Origin of the sequence: Brevibacterium yomogidense (assembly GCF_016107685.1) — a bacterium.
Taxonomy (GTDB): domain Bacteria; phylum Actinomycetota; class Actinomycetes; order Actinomycetales; family Brevibacteriaceae; genus Brevibacterium; species Brevibacterium yomogidense.
Genome location: NZ_JABASY010000006.1, coordinates 1 through 19,644 on the forward strand (window position 1 = coordinate 1; position 19,644 = coordinate 19,644).

At 68.8% G+C, this 19,644-nt stretch carries 18 protein-coding genes; 14 read left to right on the forward strand and 4 right to left on the reverse strand.

The genetic code is table 11. The features are described from left to right. The first annotated feature begins 296 nt into the window (after positions 1 to 296). The gene (gene gdhA, locus JFC09_RS13510) at positions 297 to 1,640 is read left to right on the forward strand and encodes an NADP-specific glutamate dehydrogenase (protein WP_198394568.1); all 1,344 of its coding nucleotides are present in this window, start codon (positions 297 to 299) and stop codon (positions 1,638 to 1,640) included. Between the two features lie 61 nt (positions 1,641 to 1,701). Here the strand turns inward: gdhA and JFC09_RS13515 are convergent, their stop codons facing one another. After that, positions 1,702 to 2,229 carry a flavin reductase family protein gene (locus tag JFC09_RS13515; protein ID WP_198394569.1) on the reverse strand — a complete coding sequence of 176 codons (528 nt, stop codon included), beginning with the start codon at positions 2,227 to 2,229 and terminating at the stop codon, positions 1,702 to 1,704. On the opposite strand from JFC09_RS13515, the gene JFC09_RS13520 reads away from it, so the two are divergent. After that, positions 2,228 to 2,488: a DUF3039 domain-containing protein gene (locus JFC09_RS13520; protein WP_198394570.1), complete on the forward strand. Its 261-nt coding sequence runs from the start codon at positions 2,228 to 2,230 to the stop codon at positions 2,486 to 2,488. The genes JFC09_RS13515 and JFC09_RS13520 overlap by 2 nt on opposite strands. Then, the gene (locus tag JFC09_RS13525; protein ID WP_198394571.1) at positions 2,489 to 4,270 is read left to right on the forward strand and encodes a DEAD/DEAH box helicase; all 1,782 of its coding nucleotides are present in this window, start codon (positions 2,489 to 2,491) and stop codon (positions 4,268 to 4,270) included. 69 nt (positions 4,271 to 4,339) lie between these two features. Here JFC09_RS13525 and JFC09_RS13530 read toward each other — a convergent pair whose 3' ends face one another. Beyond that, the gene (locus tag JFC09_RS13530; RefSeq protein ID WP_198394572.1) at positions 4,340 to 5,671 is read right to left on the reverse strand and encodes a nicotinate phosphoribosyltransferase; all 1,332 of its coding nucleotides are present in this window, start codon (positions 5,669 to 5,671) and stop codon (positions 4,340 to 4,342) included. Positions 5,672 to 5,811: 140 nt separating this feature from the next. Between JFC09_RS13530 and clpS the strand changes: the two genes are divergently transcribed. From clpS to JFC09_RS13580, 10 genes are all read left to right on the forward strand, one after another. After that, positions 5,812 to 6,132 (forward strand): ATP-dependent Clp protease adapter ClpS, encoded by a 321-nt coding sequence (gene clpS / locus JFC09_RS13535; protein ID WP_198394573.1) that lies wholly within the window; start codon positions 5,812 to 5,814, stop codon positions 6,130 to 6,132. Continuing rightward, entirely contained in the window at positions 6,129 to 6,800 is a 672-nt protein-coding gene (locus JFC09_RS13540) for a DUF2017 domain-containing protein (protein ID WP_198394574.1), read from the forward strand. The genes clpS and JFC09_RS13540 overlap by 4 nt, the downstream gene beginning before the upstream one ends. Next, a complete protein-coding gene (locus tag JFC09_RS13545; protein ID WP_198394575.1) occupies positions 6,800 to 7,654 on the forward strand; it encodes an MBL fold metallo-hydrolase in 855 nt (284 codons plus the stop codon). Before JFC09_RS13540 ends, JFC09_RS13545 begins: the two co-directional genes overlap by 1 nt. Further along, on the forward strand, positions 7,651 to 8,400 hold the full coding sequence (gene rph, locus JFC09_RS13550) for a ribonuclease PH (RefSeq protein ID WP_198394576.1): 750 nt from the start codon (positions 7,651 to 7,653) through the stop codon (positions 8,398 to 8,400). The genes JFC09_RS13545 and rph overlap by 4 nt, the downstream gene beginning before the upstream one ends. Position 8,401: 1 nt before the next feature. After that, positions 8,402 to 9,004 carry an RdgB/HAM1 family non-canonical purine NTP pyrophosphatase gene (gene rdgB / locus JFC09_RS13555; RefSeq protein WP_198394577.1) on the forward strand — a complete coding sequence of 201 codons (603 nt, stop codon included), beginning with the start codon at positions 8,402 to 8,404 and terminating at the stop codon, positions 9,002 to 9,004. A 185-nt stretch (positions 9,005 to 9,189) separates the two neighbouring features. After that, a complete protein-coding gene (locus JFC09_RS13560; protein ID WP_198394773.1) occupies positions 9,190 to 10,704 on the forward strand; it encodes an ABC transporter substrate-binding protein in 1,515 nt (504 codons plus the stop codon). A 147-nt stretch (positions 10,705 to 10,851) separates the two neighbouring features. Next, positions 10,852 to 11,796, forward strand: a complete 945-nt coding sequence (locus JFC09_RS13565) for an ABC transporter permease (RefSeq protein WP_198394578.1) — start codon at positions 10,852 to 10,854, stop codon at positions 11,794 to 11,796. Continuing rightward, on the forward strand, positions 11,793 to 12,758 hold the full coding sequence (locus JFC09_RS13570; RefSeq protein ID WP_198394579.1) for an ABC transporter permease: 966 nt from the start codon (positions 11,793 to 11,795) through the stop codon (positions 12,756 to 12,758). The genes JFC09_RS13565 and JFC09_RS13570 overlap by 4 nt, the downstream gene beginning before the upstream one ends. Then, positions 12,758 to 14,593 carry a dipeptide ABC transporter ATP-binding protein gene (locus tag JFC09_RS13575; RefSeq protein WP_198394580.1) on the forward strand — a complete coding sequence of 612 codons (1,836 nt, stop codon included), beginning with the start codon at positions 12,758 to 12,760 and terminating at the stop codon, positions 14,591 to 14,593. Before JFC09_RS13570 ends, JFC09_RS13575 begins: the two co-directional genes overlap by 1 nt. Before the next feature lie 46 nt (positions 14,594 to 14,639). Next, positions 14,640 to 16,094: an amidase gene (locus JFC09_RS13580; protein WP_332839778.1), complete on the forward strand. Its 1,455-nt coding sequence runs from the start codon at positions 14,640 to 14,642 to the stop codon at positions 16,092 to 16,094. Between the two features lie 67 nt (positions 16,095 to 16,161). Here the strand turns inward: JFC09_RS13580 and JFC09_RS13585 are convergent, their stop codons facing one another. After that, positions 16,162 to 17,727, reverse strand: a complete 1,566-nt coding sequence (locus tag JFC09_RS13585) for a hypothetical protein (RefSeq protein WP_198394581.1) — start codon at positions 17,725 to 17,727, stop codon at positions 16,162 to 16,164. Positions 17,728 to 17,868: 141 nt separating this feature from the next. Between JFC09_RS13585 and JFC09_RS13590 the strand changes: the two genes are divergently transcribed. Beyond that, a complete protein-coding gene (locus JFC09_RS13590; protein ID WP_198394582.1) occupies positions 17,869 to 19,086 on the forward strand; it encodes a cell division protein PerM in 1,218 nt (405 codons plus the stop codon). Here the strand turns inward: JFC09_RS13590 and JFC09_RS13595 are convergent. Next, entirely contained in the window at positions 19,049 to 19,594 is a 546-nt protein-coding gene (locus JFC09_RS13595; protein ID WP_198394583.1) for a hypothetical protein, read from the reverse strand. The two genes, JFC09_RS13590 and JFC09_RS13595, sit on opposite strands and share 38 nt — an antisense overlap. Between the last annotated feature and the right edge of the window lie 50 nt (positions 19,595 to 19,644).

Here is a 19,644-nt window from a genome sequence, read left to right on the forward strand (position 1 = left end):
GATGGTACTGCACTCGATAGGGTGTGGGAGAGTAAGACACCGCCGCAATACTTTTAGTAGGAAAGCCCGAAGGCTTGAGCATTGCTCGCCTTCGGGCTTTCCCCATTCACCCGCGAGAACACCACTCCGCGGTGACTCACAAGAACCCTTGTTAAACGGGCGTGAGTGATCGTCTGTCTGAGTAGTCGAACAACATAGTTGAGCGCATCACCATGGGCAGAACCGTGCGGTCTTAATGCGTTCTCGCTATTCAGAATCGCGCGCTGCAGGACCGCTCCGCATATATAGTGCCTACCATGAGTCTTCATCCCGCCCTCCGGCCCATGTACGACACCGTCCTGCACAGGAACCCGGGCGAATCCGAGTTCCACCAGGCAGTGCTCGAGGTGTTCTACAGCCTGGGCGCAGTGGCGGACCGTCACCCGGACCTGGTCGAATCGGGCGTGATCGAACGACTGTGCGAACCCGAACGCCAGATCATCTTCCGCGTCCCGTGGACGGACGACCATGGCAAGGCACAGATCAACAGGGCGTTCCGCGTCGAGTACAACTCCGCTCTGGGCCCCTATAAGGGGGGTCTGCGATTCCACCCGACGGTCTACCTGGGCATCGTGAAGTTCCTCGGCTTCGAACAGATCTTCAAGAACGCTCTCACCGGCATGCCGATCGGCGGCGGCAAGGGCGGATCCGACTTCGACCCGAAGGGCAAGAGCGACCTCGAGATCATGCGGTTCTGTCAGTCGTTCATGACGGAGATGTACCGGCACCTCGGTGAACACACCGACGTGCCGGCCGGTGACACCGGCGTCGGCAGCAGGGAGATCGGCTACCTCTTCGGTCAGTACAAGAGGATCACCAACCGGTTCGAAGCCGGGGTGCTCACCGGCAAGGGACTCGACTACGGCGGATCCATGGTGCGGACCGAAGCGACGGGATTCGGCGTCGTCTACTTCGTCCGAGAGATGCTCTCTGCCGCGGGACGCAATTTCGACGGCAAGCGGGTCATCGTGTCCGGTTCGGGCAACGTGGCGATCCATGCTGCGCTCAAGGCGCAGGAACTGGGAGCCACGGTCATCGCCGCGTCTGACTCCGGGGGCTACATCCACGACCCCGCCGGGCTGGACATCCAACTGCTCGAAGACGTGAAGCTGAACCGCGGGGCTCGGATCAGAGAGTATGCAGATGCCCGCACGTCGGCCACCTTCCATGACGAGGGCAGCATCTGGTCGCTCGAGGCAGACATCGCGCTTCCCTGCGCGACGCAGAACGAACTCGATCATGATGCGGCGGTCGAACTCGTGAAGAACGGGGTCTCACTCGTGGCCGAAGGCGCGAATATGCCCTGCACTCCTGACGCCATCAAGGTGTTCGGCGAGAACGAGGTGCTGTTCGGCCCGGGAAAGGCGGCCAATGCTGGTGGTGTCGCCACCTCGGCACTGGAGATGCAGCAGAACGCGTCCCGGGACTCCTGGTCCTTCGCTCAGACGGACGCTCGGCTCGACGAGATCATGTCCGGGATCCACACCGCCTGCGCAGAAGCGGCAGAGGAGTACGACGCCCCCGGCGACTATGTGGCCGGGGCGAATATCGCGGGCTTCCTCCGGGTCGGTCGCGCGATGAGCGCCCAGGGAATCGTGTGACGGTCTGACCCTGCCGGCGAGGAGGCCCGCACGCGCCGGTCGGAGCGTCCACGACTGTGGGTCAGCGGGGGGCTGGTCGATGATAGGCGCCAGCCCAGTGGGTGAGGGGTGGGGGAGCGGCTCGGTTCGACTGCAGAGCTGTGACCTTCCCGACGATCAGGTCGTGCGTGGCGACGGGCACCCGGTCGATGATCGTGAGGTCGAACCAGACGGCGCAGCCCTCGATGATCGGGCCGCCGGACGGGGCATCGATCGTCCCGACGCTGTCGAGCACTCCGTACAAGGGCTGGGCGGGCTCACCCAGCCACTGAGCGATGTCCTTCTGCTCCGCCGTCAACACGCTGAGAGTGCAGGTCTCCGCGGTCTCCAGCGATTCAGCCATCCGGGAGCCGCTGTAGATGCTCACAGCCATCGTCGGTGGGTCGTACGACACATCGATGAAGGAGTCCACAGTGATCGCGTGCTGCGTGGAGCCCCGCCGACAGCCGATCACCGCAACAGGACGGGGAAAATCCTGCGCCGCGCTCCTGTATGCCTCGACGAAGCCCGGGGCCGATGTGTCCGCATGCGGACCTAGAATGGATGACATGTCTGAAACATATCCCGCCGGCGGTGGCTCGGCCACGCTCGACCGCCAGGAACAAGAGCAGCTGGTAGAACCCGGGGACCACGAGCGGTTCTCGCACTATGCACCCAAGAACAAGATCATGGAAGCCATGGTCAACGGCACACCCGTGGTCGCTCTCTGCGGCAAGGTGTGGATCCCCACACGGGACCCGGAGCGCTTCCCCGTCTGCCCACGATGCAAGGAGATCTTCGAAACCATGCCGGAAGGATCGCAGGAGTAAGTGTCGCGTCGTGTTCCCGGCACTCATGCCGCTGAACAGCTCTCGCCTGCTTTCCCCGAACGCGCTGCCTGGGGCACTGCTGGCAAGCTGCGAGCGTGGCAGGCAGAGGCGCTGGAAGAGTATTTCGTCAAGGAACCACGGGACTTCCTCGCAGTCGCGACGCCAGGTGCAGGCAAGACGACCTTCGCACTGAGACTGGCAGCGGAACTCCTGGCGAAGCGCGTGGTCGACCGGTTGACCGTCGTGGCACCGACAGAGCACCTCAAAGTGCAGTGGGCGGACGCGGCGGCACGTGTGGGGATCCGTCTGGACCCCTACTTCAAGAACGCGCAGGGCCGGCACGCGCCCGGCTTCCACGGTGTGGCTGTCACATATGCGCAGGTGGCCGCCAAGCCGATCCTGCACCACAACCGGACAGCAGCGGCCCGCACCCTCGTCATCCTCGACGAGGTGCACCACGCAGGTGACAGCCTGTCGTGGGGTGACGCGATCCGCGAAGCTTTCGAGCCCGCTCGGAGACGTCTGGCGCTCACAGGTACGCCGTTCCGCTCCGATACGAGCCCCATCCCGTTCGTCGAGTACGCGCCGGACGAAGAGGGCATCCGGACCTCGCGCGCTGACTACACCTACGGCTACGCGCAGGCTCTGCGTGACGGCGTCGTGCGCCCCGTCCTGTTCCTCGCCTATGCGGGTGAGATGAGATGGCGGACGAAAGCCGGCGACGAGATGTCGGCGGTGCTGGGTGCGGACGCGACGAAGGACATCCACTCGCAGGCCTGGAGGACTGCTCTCAACCCCAAGGGCGAATGGATCCCCGCCGTGCTGCGTGCGGCGGACCGACGCCTGTCGGAGGTCCGCCGAACGGTTCCGGACGCCGGTGGTCTCGTCATCGCGACGGATCAGACAGTGGCCCGCGCCTACGCGAAGCAGCTCCGCGAGATCAGCGGCGAGGAGGTCACCGTCGTCCTGTCCGACGAAGTGGGGGCCTCACAGCGCATCGAGCAGTTCCAGGACTCGGACCGCCGATGGATGGTCGCGGTGCGCATGGTGTCGGAAGGCGTCGACGTGCCGCGTCTGGCAGTCGGCGTGTATGCGACCTCGTCTGCCACACCGCTCTTCTTCGCCCAGGCGATCGGCCGTTTCGTGCGTGCACGGAAACGCGGCGAGACCGCGTCTATCTTCCTCCCCAGCGTGCCGATCCTCATGGCACTCGCGAACTCGCTCGAAGCAGAGCGCGACCATGCCCTGGACCGGAAGCCGGACCCGGAGGACGACGGTCTCGTCACCTTCGATGACGAGGCGCTGGAGGAGGCCAACCGCGCCGAATCCGCGAGCGACGCGCTCATGGGGTCCTTCGAGGCACTCGACGCCCAAGCGAGCTTCGACAAGGTGCTCTTCGACGGGGGTGAGTTCGGCGCAGGCGGCGCGATCGGGTCCGACGACGAATCGGACTTCATCGGCATCCCCGGCCTCCTCGAACCCGATCAAGTGACGGAGCTGCTGCGGAAGCACCAGGCGGACCAGCAGACCCGGCGTCGGCACGTGGCAGTGTCCGCGCCCGAACCGGCCACTGATGAGTTCGAACACCGTGCCCTCAAAGAGGATCGCAACAGGCTGCAATCACTCGTCGGAGCGTGGGCGCGGCGCACGGGACAGCCCCACGCGACCATCCACGTCGACCTCAGGAAGGCGTGCGGCGGTCCTGCGGTCGCCGACGCGACGCGTGATCAGGTGCGGGACAGGATCAAGAAGCTCGAGGCCTGGTTCGTCGGACGGCGCTGAACGAGTCCGCGGTCTCGGGCCGGCTGTCGGCCTCGGGGCCGGACGTCGGCCTCGGTCCGGGAGGTCGGGTCAGCCCTCGTAGTAGACGGTGGGGATCGCGGGCTCCCCGTCCTGCAGGCGGCGAGCGGTGCGCGGGAGCTCGGCGACGGAGGCAGCGTGCCGCTCCCGCGCGCGTCGCACACCTTCGCGGCCCGTGAACGAGTCGTCGACGGCACCTTCGACGACCAGGTCCACCAGCAGCTCACGGCCGTCCGCGAGGTCCGCGGGGATCCGCGGGATGCCGATCGCCTCCTCCGTCGCGATGTCACCGTCGAAGGCACGGACCGCCTCCTTGCGGCCGCCCCGGCTGCTCTTGCCGTTCGCCTTCTTCGCCACCGACGTCCAGTCCCCGGAGCCGTCGGGCGCATCGGTGTGCGCCACCAGTTTGTAGACGAGATTCGCCGTGGGGGAGCCGGAGCCCGTCACAACACGTGTGCCCACCCCGTAGGAATCGACAGGAGCCGCCGCGAGCGACGCGATCGCGTATTCGTCCAGATCGCTGGTCACCGTGATCTTCGTGTCCGTCGCCCCCAGTTCGTCGAGCTTCGCCCGGACCTCCGTCGCCTGGATAGCCAGGTCACCTGAATCCAAGCGGACCCCTCCAAGCTCCGTCCCTGCGATGTCGATCGCGATCTCCAGGGCCGCATCGACGTCGAACGTGTCGAGGAGGAGTGTCGTGTCCCGACCCAGTGATCCGACCTGCGCGGTGAAGGCATCGCGCTCCGAATCGTGGATCAGTGTGAAGGAATGCGCAGACGTCCCCAGAGTAGGGATCCCGTACGCGAGCCCCGCGGCGAGGTTCGACGTCGCGGAGAAGCCTGCGACCGCCGTGGCACGCGCCGCCGCGACGGCAGAGATCTCATGGGTGCGCCGCGATCCCATCTCCGCCAGCGGGCGGCCGCCCGCCGCGTTCGTCATCCGCGATGCGGCGGACGCGACAGCCGTGTCGTGGTTGAGGATGGAGAGGATGAGCGTCTCGAGGACGACGGCATCGCCGAACGTCCCCTCGACCGTGAGGATCGGGGACCCCGGGAAATAGACCTCGCCCTCCGCGTATCCCCGGATGGTGCCGGTGAACCGGTAGTCGCGCAGATAGTCGAGGGTGTCGTCATCGACGATCGACTCCTCCTTCAGCCACCGCAGCTGGGTATCGGTGAAGCGAAAATCGGCGAGGTGCGAGAGGAATCGGCCCGTGCCAGCGACGACCCCGTAGCGGCGGCCCGACGGGAGACGCCTGCCGAACGCTTCGAAGATGCTTCGGCGGTGCGCCACCCCTGAATGCAGTCCCGCCTGCAACATCGTCAGTTCGTACATGTCTGTGAGGAGGGCGCTCGAGCCGAGCTCCGCCGCAAGATCGCTCATGCCTGGATCCTAGATCACAGTGTCGCCGCACTGCAGGTCGAAGCGGTCGCCAGTGGTGCGGGACCCCGACGGGGCCGCTGCACCGACGCGGTGCTCATCGCGGTTAAGGCGGCGGTGCCTATCACGGTTAGGGTAGGGGCGTGACAGAGCAGGGAGGGGCGACCGCAGTCGCGGAGCCGGACGCCACGAGCGTCCCCGCACCCGTGCGGGACGTGCCGTGGGTGACGATGGTCCTCAACGATCCCGTCAACCTCATGAGCTACGTCGAGTTCGTCTTCCGCGAGTACTTCGGATACAGCAGGGCGAAGGCCAGACGCCTCATGCTCGAGGTGCATGAGCGGGGCCGCAGCCGTGTGTCGACGGGAACCCGCGAACAGATGGAAGCAGACGTTCAGGCGATGCACGGGTACGGGCTCTGGGCGGAATGCCGGCCGGCGGAGGAAGGCGGCGATACGGCGTGAGGATCCTTCCCGACCACACCGGTGAGCACATCATCATCCAGATGGAGCACGCGGAGCAGACGATCATCGCCACTCTGCTGTCCGACGTGTCGCAGCTGCTGTCCATGGACCTCCCGGAGCCGGACGCGGACCCCTTCGAGCGGCTCGTCGGGCACCTGGATCCGGACCAGGACGTCACCCGCCCCACGGACCCCGCTCTCCTGCGGCTGCTTCCCGACGTCGACTCCACGGACCCGGAGCGGTCCGTGGAATACCGCCGACTCACAGAGCGCGACCTGCGCGAATCGAAGCTGCACAGCATCCGCATCGCGCTTCACAGCCTCGGCCAGCATCCTTCTCCGATCGCTCTTGACGCGGACGCCGCACGCGCATGGATGCGTGCGATGACGGACGTGCGGCTGGTGCTCGCCTCCCGGCTCGACATCACGAACGACGAGGACGCGGAACGGCTGCTCGGCGGCGACACGGAGCTCGGTGAGACCGGGGAAGCGGTCCTCAGCCTCTACGAGCTCACGACCTGGCTGCACGAGCACATCACCCAGTTCATGCTCGACGGACTGGCCCCGCACCCCGACGACGATCCGGACGACGGCGAGGACGACCTCCTGTTCGACGAGGACGGGCAGTTCGAAGGCAGCGACGAAGACGACGCGCAGGGCGGGCTCTGATGCGCCTCACAGCGGTCGGCACCTCGGGCTCGTTCCCGGGAGCGGGCAACGCGGCCAGCTGCTACCTCCTCACGTGGGAGGCGGACGGACGGGACTGGGCGGTCGTGCTCGACCTCGGGTCGGGTGCACTGGGTGCGCTCCAGGAGCACATCGACCCCTCGCGTCTCGACGGGGTGGTGCTGTCGCATCTGCACCCGGACCACTGCCTCGACATGACGGGGCTCTACGTGCGCCGCATCTATGACCCGGCTGTGTTCCTCGCACCGGACCAGCCCGGGGTGGCACCTGTGATCGATGCGGCTCCGCTGGACGTGTGGGGGCCCGCCGGTACAGAGGAGAGGCTCGCCCGTGCCTACTACACCGACCCCGGCCTCAGCCCGGACGCCGACCGTTCGCATCCGGCCGACCTGCAGACCGCCTTCGCGTTCCACACGGTGCGCGACCGTGAGTCGTTCACGGTCGGCAGCGTGCGGTTCGAGCCGTTCCTCGTGAGGCACCCCGTCGAGTGCTACGCGCTGCGCATCACGGCCCCGGGCGGGGGAGTGCTCGTCTATTCCGGTGACACGGACTCATGCGACGGCCTCGACGCGGCGGCCGCGGACGCGGACGTGTTCCTCTGCGAGGCCGCTTTCGAGGAGGGCCGCGACCAGGCCCGGGACGTCCACCTCACGGGACTGCGCGCCGGCGAGACCGCCGTGCGTGCTGGGGCCCGCCGCCTCGTCCTCACCCATATCCCCCCGTGGACGCGCTCCGACGTCGTCCGCGCAGAAGCGGAGTCCGTGTACTCCGGCCCCCTCGACATCGCCACTCCCGGTGGCATCTGGGACATCCCCCTCGGAAGGAATCGACAGTGACTCACACCCGTTTCGACGGACGCACACCCGACCAGCTGCGCGAGGTGCGGATCACCCGTGACTGGCTCGACCACGCCGAAGGCAGCGTGCTCGTCGAGTTCGGCCGCACGCGGGTCCTCTGCGCCGCCTCCCTGTCGGAAGGCGTGCCGCGCTGGATGAAGGGCCAGGGCCGCGGCTGGGTCACCGGCGAGTACGCGATGCTCCCGCGGGCCACCCACACCCGCAGCTCCCGCGAATCGGTCAAGGGCCGCGTGGGCGGGCGGACGCACGAGATCTCCCGGCTGATCGGACGCTCCCTGCGCGTCGCCGTCGACATGGGCAAGCTGGGGGAGAACACGCTCCAGATCGACTGCGACGTCCTCCAAGCCGACGGCGGCACGCGCACGGCGGCCATCACGGGTGCGTACGTCGCGCTCGCGGATGCGATCGACACAGGACGGCGCCGCGGCTGGATCCCGGCCGCTGTGGACCCGCTGGTCGATTCGATCGCCGCTGTGAGCGTGGGGATCGTGGACGGTGCGCCGGTCCTCGACCTCCCCTATGAGGAGGACGTGAAGGCCGGCACGGACATGAACGTCGTCATGACGGGGGCGGGAGCCTTCGTCGAGGTCCAGGGCACCGCGGAAGGCACACCGTTCGATCGCGACGAGCTGGGCCGCCTGCTGGATCTTGCGCAGTCGGGCTGCGAGGAGCTCACCCGCATCCAGCGCGCTGCCCTGGCGGAGCCGCGGAAGACCGGTTCCTGAGATGGCCGGCGCGTCCTTCGCCGAGGCGGTCCTCGCCACGCGCAACGCCGGCAAGATCCGGGAGCTCGAGTCCCTGCTCGCGGAATCCCTGGGGCCGGTCCGGGTCCTGTCCGCAGCCGATGCAGGGCTGCCGGACGTCGTCGAGGACGGAACCACGTTCGCGGAGAACGCGCTGCTGAAGGCACGGTCAGCTGCGGCCCACTCCGAGCTGCCCGCCTTCGCCGACGATTCGGGGCTGGCCGTCGACGTGATGAACGGTGCGCCCGGCATCTTCTCCGCCCGCTGGTCAGGAGTCCACGGGGACGACGCGGCGAACAACGCGCTGCTGCTTGCACAGCTGGCGGACGTGCCGGACGCGCACCGCGGAGCCGCGTTCGTCTGCGCGGCGGCATTCGTCGCCCCCGACGGGACCGAGGTCGTCCGCGAGGGGCGCTTCACCGGCACCCTGCTGCGGGAGCCACGCGGCGAGGACGGGTTCGGCTACGACCCCCTGTTCCTCCCGGACGGATCCTCCCTCACCGCGGGCGAGATGGGCCCGGCCCGCAAGAACGCGATCTCGCACCGCGCGCTCGCGTTCCGCGCTCTGCTGGGTGTGATCGCGTAGACCATCGGCATCGATGCCGGCATCGCCGGTGGGACTGGCGGCACGTAGTTTCTGCACGACCTGTCCGCATGGCGGTCTGCTTCCAGTGGACATGAGAGCTTCGTTACACTGTTTCTCAGCTTTGATGAGGTTCTCGATTCTTTGTCCTGCGGCCACCGTCTGCCCGCAGGATCGACAGGAGCATGATGTCCCGCCTTCTCGCCGTCGCAGCAGGAGCCGCAGCGCTCACCCTCACGATCACCGGCTGCAGCGCAGGTGCGGGCGGAAGCGGTGGCGGCGACGCCAATGCGGACCGCACGGACATCGTCGTCGCGCACACCGCGGAGCCGGTCAACCTGGACTTCACGACGACGGATGGTGCGGCGATCCCGCAGGCGCTCATGGAGAACGTCTACGAATCGCTGGTGCGCATCGACCAGGACGGTGAGCTTCAGCCCGCGCTGGCCACCGACTGGACCGTCAGCGACGACCGTCTCACCTACACGTTCACGCTCGATGAGGACGCGACCTTCTCGAACGGGGACCCGGTCACTGCGGAGGATGTGAAGTTCTCCTACGAGCGCGTGCAGTCGGACGAATGGACGAATGCGCTGGGTGCGAAGATGGACCTCGTCGATTCGATCGAGGCGAGCGACGAGAATACCGTGGAGATCACCCTGTCCCGGCCGTCCAACACCTGGCTGTTCAACCTGGCGTCGCTCGTGGGGGCGGTCTTCCACCCGGACGAGGTGGACGACCTCGCGAACACGGCGGTGGGGTCCGGCCCCTACGAGGTCGAGGAATTCACCCGCGGGCAGCAGATCGTCTTCACGAAGCGCGACGACTATGCCGGTGCGACCCCGGGGACGCTCGACACGGTGACCTTCCGCTACTTCGACGACGCGGTCGCCGCTTCGAACGCTCTGAAGTCGGGGCAGATCGACGTCATCAGCAACCTTCAGACACCAGAGCTCACACCCGACTTCGAATCGGACGACACCAAGCAGGTCGAGGTCGGCACGACGAACGGCGAGGTCGTGCTGTCGATGAACAACGCGGAGGGTATCTTCGCGGATCAGAAGGCGCGCGAGGCGGTGCTGTACGGCATCGACGAACAGGCGGTCCTCGACACCGCGTGGGGTGGGTACGGCACGCTGATCGGCGGCATGGTCCCGCCCACGGACCCGTACTACGAAGACCTCAACGACGTGTGGCCGCACGACGTGGACAAGGCGAAGGAACTCGCCGAGGAAGCCGGGATCGATGGTGAGGAATTCCGCTTCACCGTCCCCAACCGCCCCTACGCGCAGGCGTCGGCGGAGATGGTCGCGGCCCAGCTGGAGGAGATCGGACTTCGTCCCACGATCGTCACGCAGGAGTTCCCCGCGGTCTGGCTGGACGAGACGATGACCAACCACGACTACGACATGTCGGTCATCAACCACGTGGAGGCCCGCGACATCCTCACCGTGTTCGGCGACGGCTACTACACCGGCTACGACGCGTCCCGGATCGAGGACATCGCGGCGGACGCGGACGAAGGGACGGAAGAGGAGTACGTCGAGGGCATGAAGGAGGTCGCGCGGACCGTGACGGAGGATGCCGCCGCCGGCTTCCTCTTCCTCTTCCCCAACCTGGTCGTCGCGGACGCCTCCGTGGCCGGTCTGCCGGTCAACGCGGTCTCCGACTCGTTCCAGATCTACGACCTCGCCTGGAACTGAACGGCCCACCGATACTGAGCCCCGTCTAACCGATACTGAGCCCCGTCTACTGAGCCCCCTCATCCGATACTGAGCTCCCTCATCCGGGACTGAGCCCCTGGGGGCGCTCCTCCACCCTCACCCGCACCGACGAAAGGCGACTGACACGTGCGCGCACTCGCCAGCAGACTCCTGCAGTTCGTGCTGACGGTCTGGGCCGCGACCGTCGCGGTGTTCGCCCTCATGCAGATCCTGCCCGGCAACGCCGCGCAGGTGGCGGCGGGGATGAGCGCGACCGCGGAGGACGTCGCCCGCATCGAGCAGGAATTCGGCCTCGACCGGCCGCTGGTCGTCCAGTACGGCGAGTGGCTGATGGGGATGCTGCGCGGTGACCTCGGGGTCTCCTACGTGACGGGCGCCCCGATCACACCGCTGGTCGTCGACAGCATCCAGGTGACGCTCATCCTGGTGGTGAGCGCGATGGTGCTCGCCCTCGTCATCGCCGTGCCGTTGGGGACCGTCGCCGCGCTGCTGCGGGGACGCCGTCTGGGCGCGCTGCTGTCGGGTCTCAGCCAGGTGGGTGTCGCCGTACCGAACTTCCTCGCGGGCATCCTGCTCGTCATGGTCTTCTCCCTGGGGCTCGGCTGGTTCCCGTCCTCGGGGTGGCAGGCGCCGGTCTTCGGCCTGGGGGGATTCCTCTCCCACCTCGTCCTGCCGGTGTGCGCACTGGCGCTGGTGCAGGGGGCGATCCTCACCCGCTACGTCCGTTCCGCGGTGCTGGAGGTCATGCGTGAGGACTACCTGCGCACAGCGCGTGCGAAGGGCCGCACGTCCGGGAGTGCGCTCGCCGTCCACGGTCTGCGCAACGCGGCGATCCCCGTCGTCACCGTCGCGGGAGTCCAGCTCGCCACGCTCCTCATCGGGGCCGTCGTCATCGAGCAGGTCTTCGTCCTCCCCGGAATGGGGTCGGAGCTGGTGCGTGCGGTGGCGAACCGGGATCTCCTCACCGTGCAGGCGATCGTCATGGTGCTCGTCTTCCTCGTTCTCCTCCTCAACCTCGTCATCGACCTGCTCTACACCCTCCTCGACCCACGTGTGAGGAATGCCGCATGAATCCCCTCGACCCTCACGGCCCGGCGACCGGCAGTCCTGCTGCGCACCCCTCGGTGCCTCCTGGCAGTGCGGCGCAGACTCCGGCGGCGGACGCTGCGACGAGGAGCGCAGCGACGGCGGACACCCCGGTCGGGCGCAGCCGTCGCACAGCGGAGCTCACGTTCGTCGTGGGGCTCGTGCTCGTCGGGATCGTCGTCGTCCTCGCGCTCGTGTCGTTCGTGTGGACGCCGCACCCGCCCACCCGTCCCGACGCGGCCGCGCGGCTGGAGGGCATGTCCGTCACCCACCTGTTCGGGACCGACCGATTCGGCCGCGACACCCTCACCTGGATCATGCTGGGGGCGCGCGTCACCCTGCTCGTCGGCGTCGTGGCCGTGGGGATCGCGATGCTCATCGGCGTTCCGCTGGGGGTGCTCGCCGGGATGACGCGGGCACGGTGGCTGTCCGGGCTCATCATGCGCGGCAACGACCTGCTGCTCGCGTTCCCCGCGCTGCTGCTCGCGATCGTGTTCTCCGCCGTGTTCGGTCCGGGGACGGGGCCCGCGATGGTCGCGATCGGCATCGCCGCGATCCCGGCCTTCGCCCGCGTGGCCCGGTCCGGCACACTGCAGATCATGGGTCGCGAGTACATCGCGGCTGCGCGCACCGCGAACCGCACACCGCTGCAGATCGCGATCCAGCACGTCGTGCCGAACATCGCGGGTCTCGTCATCGTGCAGGCGTCCGTCACCTTCGCACTGTCCGTGCTCGCCGAGGCAGGGCTGTCCTTCCTGGGGCTCGGCACCCAGCCGCCCACCCCGTCGTGGGGGCGCATGCTGCAGGAGTCCCAGCAGTTCCTCGGGTCCCGCCCCGAACTCGCCCTGTGGCCGGGCCTGTTCATCGCGATCGCGGTGCTGGGCTTCAACCTGCTGGGCGACGGCCTGCGGGACAGGCTCGATCCGACTCTGAGAGGACGCAGCTGATGTCCGCCCCACTGCTGAGCGTCCGCGACCTCACGATCTCCACGGGTTCGCGCGAAATCGTCCACCCGCTGGCGTTCGAGATCGCCCCGGGTGAGCGGCTGGGTCTCATCGGGGAGTCCGGTTCGGGGAAATCGCTCACGTCCTCGGCCGTCATGGGGCTGCTGCCGTCCGAGATGTCCGCACGTGGCACGGTCGCCCTCAGCGGGGAGGGCGCAAACCTCCTCGAGAGGTCGGAGTCGTCGCTCGCCCGGTTGCGCGGCAACCGGATGAGCATGGTCTTCCAGGAGCCCATGAGTGCTCTGAACCCGCTCATGCGCGTGGGCGCCCAGGTCGCGGAGGTCATGCGGCTGCACCGGACGGCCACGCGGGACCAGGCGATGACGCGGGCGATCGACCTGCTCGACCAGGTGCACCTGCCGGATCCCGCTGCGGCCGCTCGCGCCTACCCGCACCAGCTGTCCGGCGGGCAGCGGCAGCGCATCATGCTCGCGATCGCGCTGGCGAACTCGCCGGACCTGCTGATCTGCGACGAGCCGACCACCGCGCTGGACGTGACGGTGCAGTCGGCTGTGCTCGACCTCATCGACGAGCAGGTCGCGGCGCGCGGCACCGGGCTGCTCTTCATCACGCACGACCTCGCGGTCGTCGCGCGTGTGTGCGAACGCGTCATGGTCATGAACCGGGGCCGCGTCGTGGAGACCGGGACGGTCGACCAGATCTTCACTGCGCCCCAGCACGAATACACGCGGGGCCTGCTCGCTGCGAGCGACCTCACTGCCACCGACGACCGCGGTCGCCTCTTCACGATCGCGACCGCCGCGGCCTACCCGGGCGCGGGGGCACCGGCTGACGCTCCCGCCGCCCGGGTGACGGGGGAGACCCAGCCGGCCGGCGCCTCGGTCGCGGAGCAGACACCCGCCGCCGAGGCGGGGGAGCAGTCCCAGCCGGCCGGCACGTCGGCGGTGGGTCGGGCAGAAGATCGTGAAGCAGGGGGAGCCTGGGACGCGTCGGGGAAGACCGGCCGCGACGAGCCCTCCGACACAGCCCACCTCATCGAGATGAGCGGTGTCGTCAAGACGTTCACGCGACGGGCGGGCCTCTTCCGCAGCGACCGGGTCGAAGCGCTCAAGGGCATCGACCTGAACGTGCGGGCCGGCGGACGCATGGGCATCGTCGGCGAATCCGGGTCCGGGAAGTCGACGCTGCTGTCCATCCTCTCCGGCCTCGAGACGCCGACGGCAGGGCGCATCCGGGTGGGCGACGTCGTCGTCGACCCGGAGGACTACTCGGGGCTCACCGCGATGCGCCGCGACTTGCAGATCGTGTTCCAGGACCCCTACGCCTCACTCGACCCGCGGATGAGCGTGGCCGAGATCATCGGGGAGCCGCTGCGATCGATGGGCCTCGACGGAGCCGAGAGGAAGGACCGGGCGGAGGAGATGATCGAGGCCGTGGGCCTGGACCACGACTCGCTCACCCGCTTCCCCCACCAGTTCTCCGGCGGGCAGCGGCAGCGGATCTCGATCGCGCGTGCGCTCGTCACGCGCCCCCGCATCCTCGTCGCGGACGAACCGGTGTCCGCACTCGACGTGTCCGTGCGCGCGCAGGTGCTCAACCTGCTCGCGGACCTCGTCGACGAGTACAGCCTCACCCTCGTCTTCGTGTCCCACGACCTGGGGGTCGTCCGCCACCTGTGCTCCGACGTCGCCGTCATGCGATCCGGGGAGATCGTCGAACAGGGCCCCACCGACCAGGTGTACGACGACCCGGCACACGACTACACGCGGGCGCTCGTCGCAGCGACCCCCACCATCCACGCGGCGCTCAACGTCTGACCGGCGGACACGAGCGCCCTCACCACCTCACGAAGGAGACCCCGCAGTGAACCCCGAAGGCCACGCACCACTCGCCACACCCGCCGACCTGTCCGTCGAGGCCATGACGCGCGGCTTCCGGGAGGGCGACCTCACGCCGGTGGACGTGCTCGAGGCGGTGCGGTCACGCGTCGACACCTGCGAACCGACACTGCGTGCGCTCTGGTGGTCCGACCTGGAAGCCGACGGCGCTGCGGCTGCAGCCGCCCGGGAATCCGCCGCACGGTGGAAGGCGGGGGAGGAGCGGGGCCCACTGGACGGCGTGCCCGTCACCGTCAAGGAGAACATCGCAGTCCACGGCGTGCCGATGCCCGGCGGCCACGCGGCCGGCGACCCCCGGCCGGCTCCCGCGGACGCCCCCATCACCGCGCGGCTGCGGGAAGGGGGCGCGGTCCTGTTCGGCGTGACCGTCATGCCCGATTGGGGCATGCTGTCGTCCGGCGTGTCCTCCCGCCACGGCATCACCCGGTCGCCGCTCGACCCCGCGCTCACGACCGGCGGGTCGTCGAGCGGTGCCGGTGCTGCAGCGGCCGCGGGCTACGGTCCCGTCCACATCGGCTCCGACATCGGAGGCTCGATCCGCCTACCCGGCACCTGGTTGGGGCTGGCGACCCTCAAGCCCAGCTTCGGCCGGGTCCCCCTGGACGCGCCCTACCTGGGACGGTGCGCGGGACCGCTGGCGCGGCGCACCGCGGACTCACGGGCCGCGATGCAGGTGATCGGGCGTCCCGATGCCCGCGACGTGTCCGAGCTGCCGCCCTACACGGGGGACTACGCGCGTCCTCTGGGGCAGACCCCGGGGCAGGAGCCCGGCGTCGCCGGCCCGCGGATCGGCGTGCACACGGACGCGGGCTGCGGAGAGGCGACGGACCCGGAGGTGGCGGCCGTCGTCGCCGCGACGGCCGCGGCACTGTCCGATGCGGGCGCGGACGTCGTCGAGATCCCACCGTTCATGGACGCAGAGCTGTTGGCCGACGTGGACCGCTTCTGGCGCGTGCGGTCATGGGAGACGTACTCCGCACTGTCACTGGAGGACCAGCGGCGGATCCTGCCGCACGTCGCGCGGTGGTGCATGGCAGGCGCCGATGTCCCGGGCGTCGACCTCATGCGCTACTACCACTCGATCCAGAGGATGCGGTCCGCGACGATCGCGGCGACCCTCGACTACGACTTCGTGCTCTCACCGGTCGCGCCGATGGCGGCGTTCCCCGCGGAGAGCCCCATGCCCTACGACGACCCGTCCCTGCCGATGCAGCACATCGGCTTCACGGTGCCCTACAACATGTCGGAGCAGCCGGCATCGAGCGTCCACGCGGGTCTCACCTCGGACGGCCGGACGGTGGGGGTGCAGGTCGCGGGACGTCGCTTCGACGATGCGGGCGTCCTCACGGTGTCAGCGCAGATCGAAGAGCTGCTGGGTGCCGCAGCACCGGTGCGGACCGTCGGGGTCGACGCCGGCTGAGGGCTGCGGCACCGGCGGGCCTCCGGCCCGGGTGCCCGACACCAGAGGCCCCGGCCACTGCCGGACCTCAGCCGTTGTAGAAGAACGTGATCGCGATCGAGTCCCCTTCGACCTCCACGGTCCCGGCCGGGTGCAGATCGGACGTGAGCTCGTATTCGGTGCCGTCTTCCGTCTCGACGTCAGCGACGACCTTGCCGGGCTTGTCCGAGTCGGTGTAGAACGAACCCGTCGACGTCGCCCCGAAGTCGGTGACGACGATCTCCGGCTTCTTCTCGAGGTCGAACTCCACCCCGTCCTTCTTGAGCTTGTCGTAGGTCTTCTTCTCGTCCTCCGACTGGAAGCTGTCGCGTTCGAAGAAGCCGCAGTCCGTCTCGAGCTTCTCGGACTCCAGACATTCGTCGAGCTGCGCCTCGACAGCCTTGACGACGTCCTTCTTGTACGCGTCCGTCACCCCGATCGTCACGTTGAGCGCGGCAGGCTGGGGCGCTTCGTCAGGGGCGAAGCCGACGGAGATCGCGGCCGACCCCTCTTCCGTGTACTTGGTCTCCGGAACGACCAGCTCGTACGACCCGGGCATGACCGCATATTCGGTGTCCCCCGTCGCCAGATCCACGGACTCACCATTCACCGTCGCATCCGCAGTCTGGGTCAGGTCGAGGGAGAGGGTCTGCAGGACGGGCGGCTGGAGGGTCCACTCGTCGAAGAACACTCCCTGCTTCCCCGATTTCTCTGCAGTGAGCGGCAGTTCATAGTCCTGCCCGCCCAGTGTGTAGCTCGCGGTCATCGTCGCGACGTCGCCGTCGATGTCCGCCTCACCGACCTGGACGTCCTCGATCGCGGAGTCCGAACCGGAGAAGATCTCCGGGGACACGAGCGCTTCGTTCGCACCGTTCGGCACGGTCGCGGTCGTGACCTCCTGGGCCGCTGCGAGGTCGCCTGCGGCGACCGCGTCGAGGTACTGCTGGGCGACGGTCTCCGGCCCGTACTGGGTGCGGTTCATATTCATGACGACGAGTGCGCCGACGACCACGAGCACCAGCACGACCCCGACCGCGGACAGGGACAGGATGAGCGGCAGCTTCGACTTTCCCGTCTTCTTCCCGTCCCGCTGCCGTGTGGGGGCCGGGTCGCCGGGGGCGTATCCGGGAGCCGGTGCGGGCTGCGGCACGGTATCGCCAGAGGCGGGCGCGGAGGCGGCGACGTAGGCGTCCTGTGAGAAGGCGGCCGGCGCTCCGTACGCGTCGGCCGACGGCGCGTACGGCGACTGCGCTGCCGCATCCGGGCCGTAGGCGGGGGCCGCGCCGTACTGGCCGGCCCCGTACTGGTCGCCCTGATGCGCACCGTACTGATCTGCACCGAACTGGTCTGCCTGGTGCGCACCGAACCGGCCCGCCCCGTACTGGTCCGTGCCGAATTGACCGGCCCCGTACTGTCCCGCGTTGAACTGACCCGCGCTGTGCTGGTCTGGCCCGTACTGATCCGCGCTGTGCTGATCCGCCCCGTGCTGGCCGACGCCCGTCTGCGGCGACTCAGGTGTCGAGGCGGCGTCGCCGGCCTGCTGGTCCTGGTGCGCCTGCTCAGGACTGCGGTCGGGCATGGGCGGGATCTGGGGGTATGGATCTCCAGCGCTCATCGCCAGTGGCTCACCTTCGGAACGTCGACAACAGGGCAGGAGACACAAGGGTCTCCGGTCGCTCAAAGGTACCACCCGGACATGACGCGGCGGTGTGTCGAGCGCGCCGGTGGCACCCGGGGCGGGGCACAATGGGCGGCGATGTCAACGGCACCCCCGCTTCCCCCGCTCTCCAGCCGCCACCCGATCGTGATCGGTGCCCTGGAGGCGCTGCGCGCCGTGCTCGTCCTCGCCGTCAGCGTGCTGGTCGTCGCGATCGCCGCGTGGTTCACCGCGATCGCGCAGCTGCAGCCTCTGTCCGCGGTCCTCACCTGGGCGGGGACGCTCATCGCGGCGGCATCCGGCTGGGAGCTCACGATCGGGGTCGGACTGCCGCCCACACTGCTGACGATCGTCCTCCTCGCCCTCCTCACGTCCGCGCTGAGCCGGACCCGCCGCGCCCTGGCCGCCAACGAGCTGCTGGTCCGCAACGGCGCGCTGCCCGCGACACGGTACGCCGCCACGATCGGCATCACCACGTGCGTCGTCATGATCGCCACCGTCCTGTTGGTCGCGGGCCTGGTCGTGGGGACGGGAGAGGTGAGCGTGGTGGGGTGCGCCCGTTTCCTCGTCGTCGTCGCCGTCCCCGTCCTCATCGCCTGTCTGGGACCGGAACGGCGCGGCGCACCTGCCGGCCGCTGGGCGCAGGCGCTCCTGGACACCGTGGCGCGGAGAGCGGGTGCGGAATGGGCCGACGCTTCGGAGGCCGCACTGCGGGTGCTGCGCCGCGTGGCCGCGGCCTGGGCGATCGTCTCCCTGCTGGGTCTCGTCATCGCCCTCGTCACTGGCTGGTCGTCGATGGCCGAGGCCGTATCCGGCTATTCGCACCCGACCGTCGCCGCGGTGGGCCTGGGCATCGTCCAGCTCCTCTACGCCCCGACCCTCCTGGTATTCGTCCTCAGCTGGGTTTCCGGCGCGGGCATCCACCTCAACGCCGTCGCCCACGCATCGCCGTTCTCGGAGCAGGCCGGCCTCGTCCCCGCTGTGCCGGTCCTCGCCGCGATACCCACAGACGCCTCGGCGTGGGGGTGGGCCTTCCTCGCCGTCCTCCCGGTGGCGGCGGGCATCGCGGCGGTGGGGCGGCCTCGGTGGGCGGACGACCTGGACTGGCGCACCGTCGTCCTCGCTGTGGTGCTGGTACTCGTCTGTGCAACGGTGATCAGCGTGTTCGCGACGGGTCCGATCGGGCCGTCGGGACTGGGGACGTTCGGCGTTCCCGTCCTCGCAGCGGCGGGTGCCATCGGGGCGGGAACGGCCGCGGGCGTCGCCGCCGGGTGGGGCCTCAGTCTGCTTGCGAGCCGGGCATCGGCTGACCGGTGAGACGCTCGAACCAGTCACCGACCTGCGTGTTGTAGTCGTTCTGGCAGACCGCTGTCGCCTGTTCGGTGATCGCGTCGCCCATGCACTCCTCGTACTCCGCACGGATGTCCCAGATGAAAGCCGTGGAGACGGCGGACACGAGCACGTAGCCGCCCACGAGGAAGCCGATGATGCCCGTCACGATCGCCTGGGGGACCTGCTTCGCGCGGATCCCCGCGATGAGGCAGAGGACGGCACACACCATCGCGGCCAGCGCGAGGACGCCGGACACCATGACGAGGGGGAGGGAGAGCATCGAGCAGAGGATGGAGCCCGCGAGGAGCACCGTGAGGGCGAGGCCGTACTTCACGACGGCACGCTGCGGGCCTGTCGGCTTGTCCGGCTCCTTGTCGCCGTTCGGCCCCTTGTCCGCTCCGCGGCCGGAACCGTCGGAACCCGAGCCGTGCGCATCACCGTCACGCGGCGGGTCGATGCGGGGCTTGTCGTCAACGGGGCTCGGTGTGCTCACACACCACAGTGTCGCATACCGCCCGCGAGGGATCGATACAGCCCGCGGAC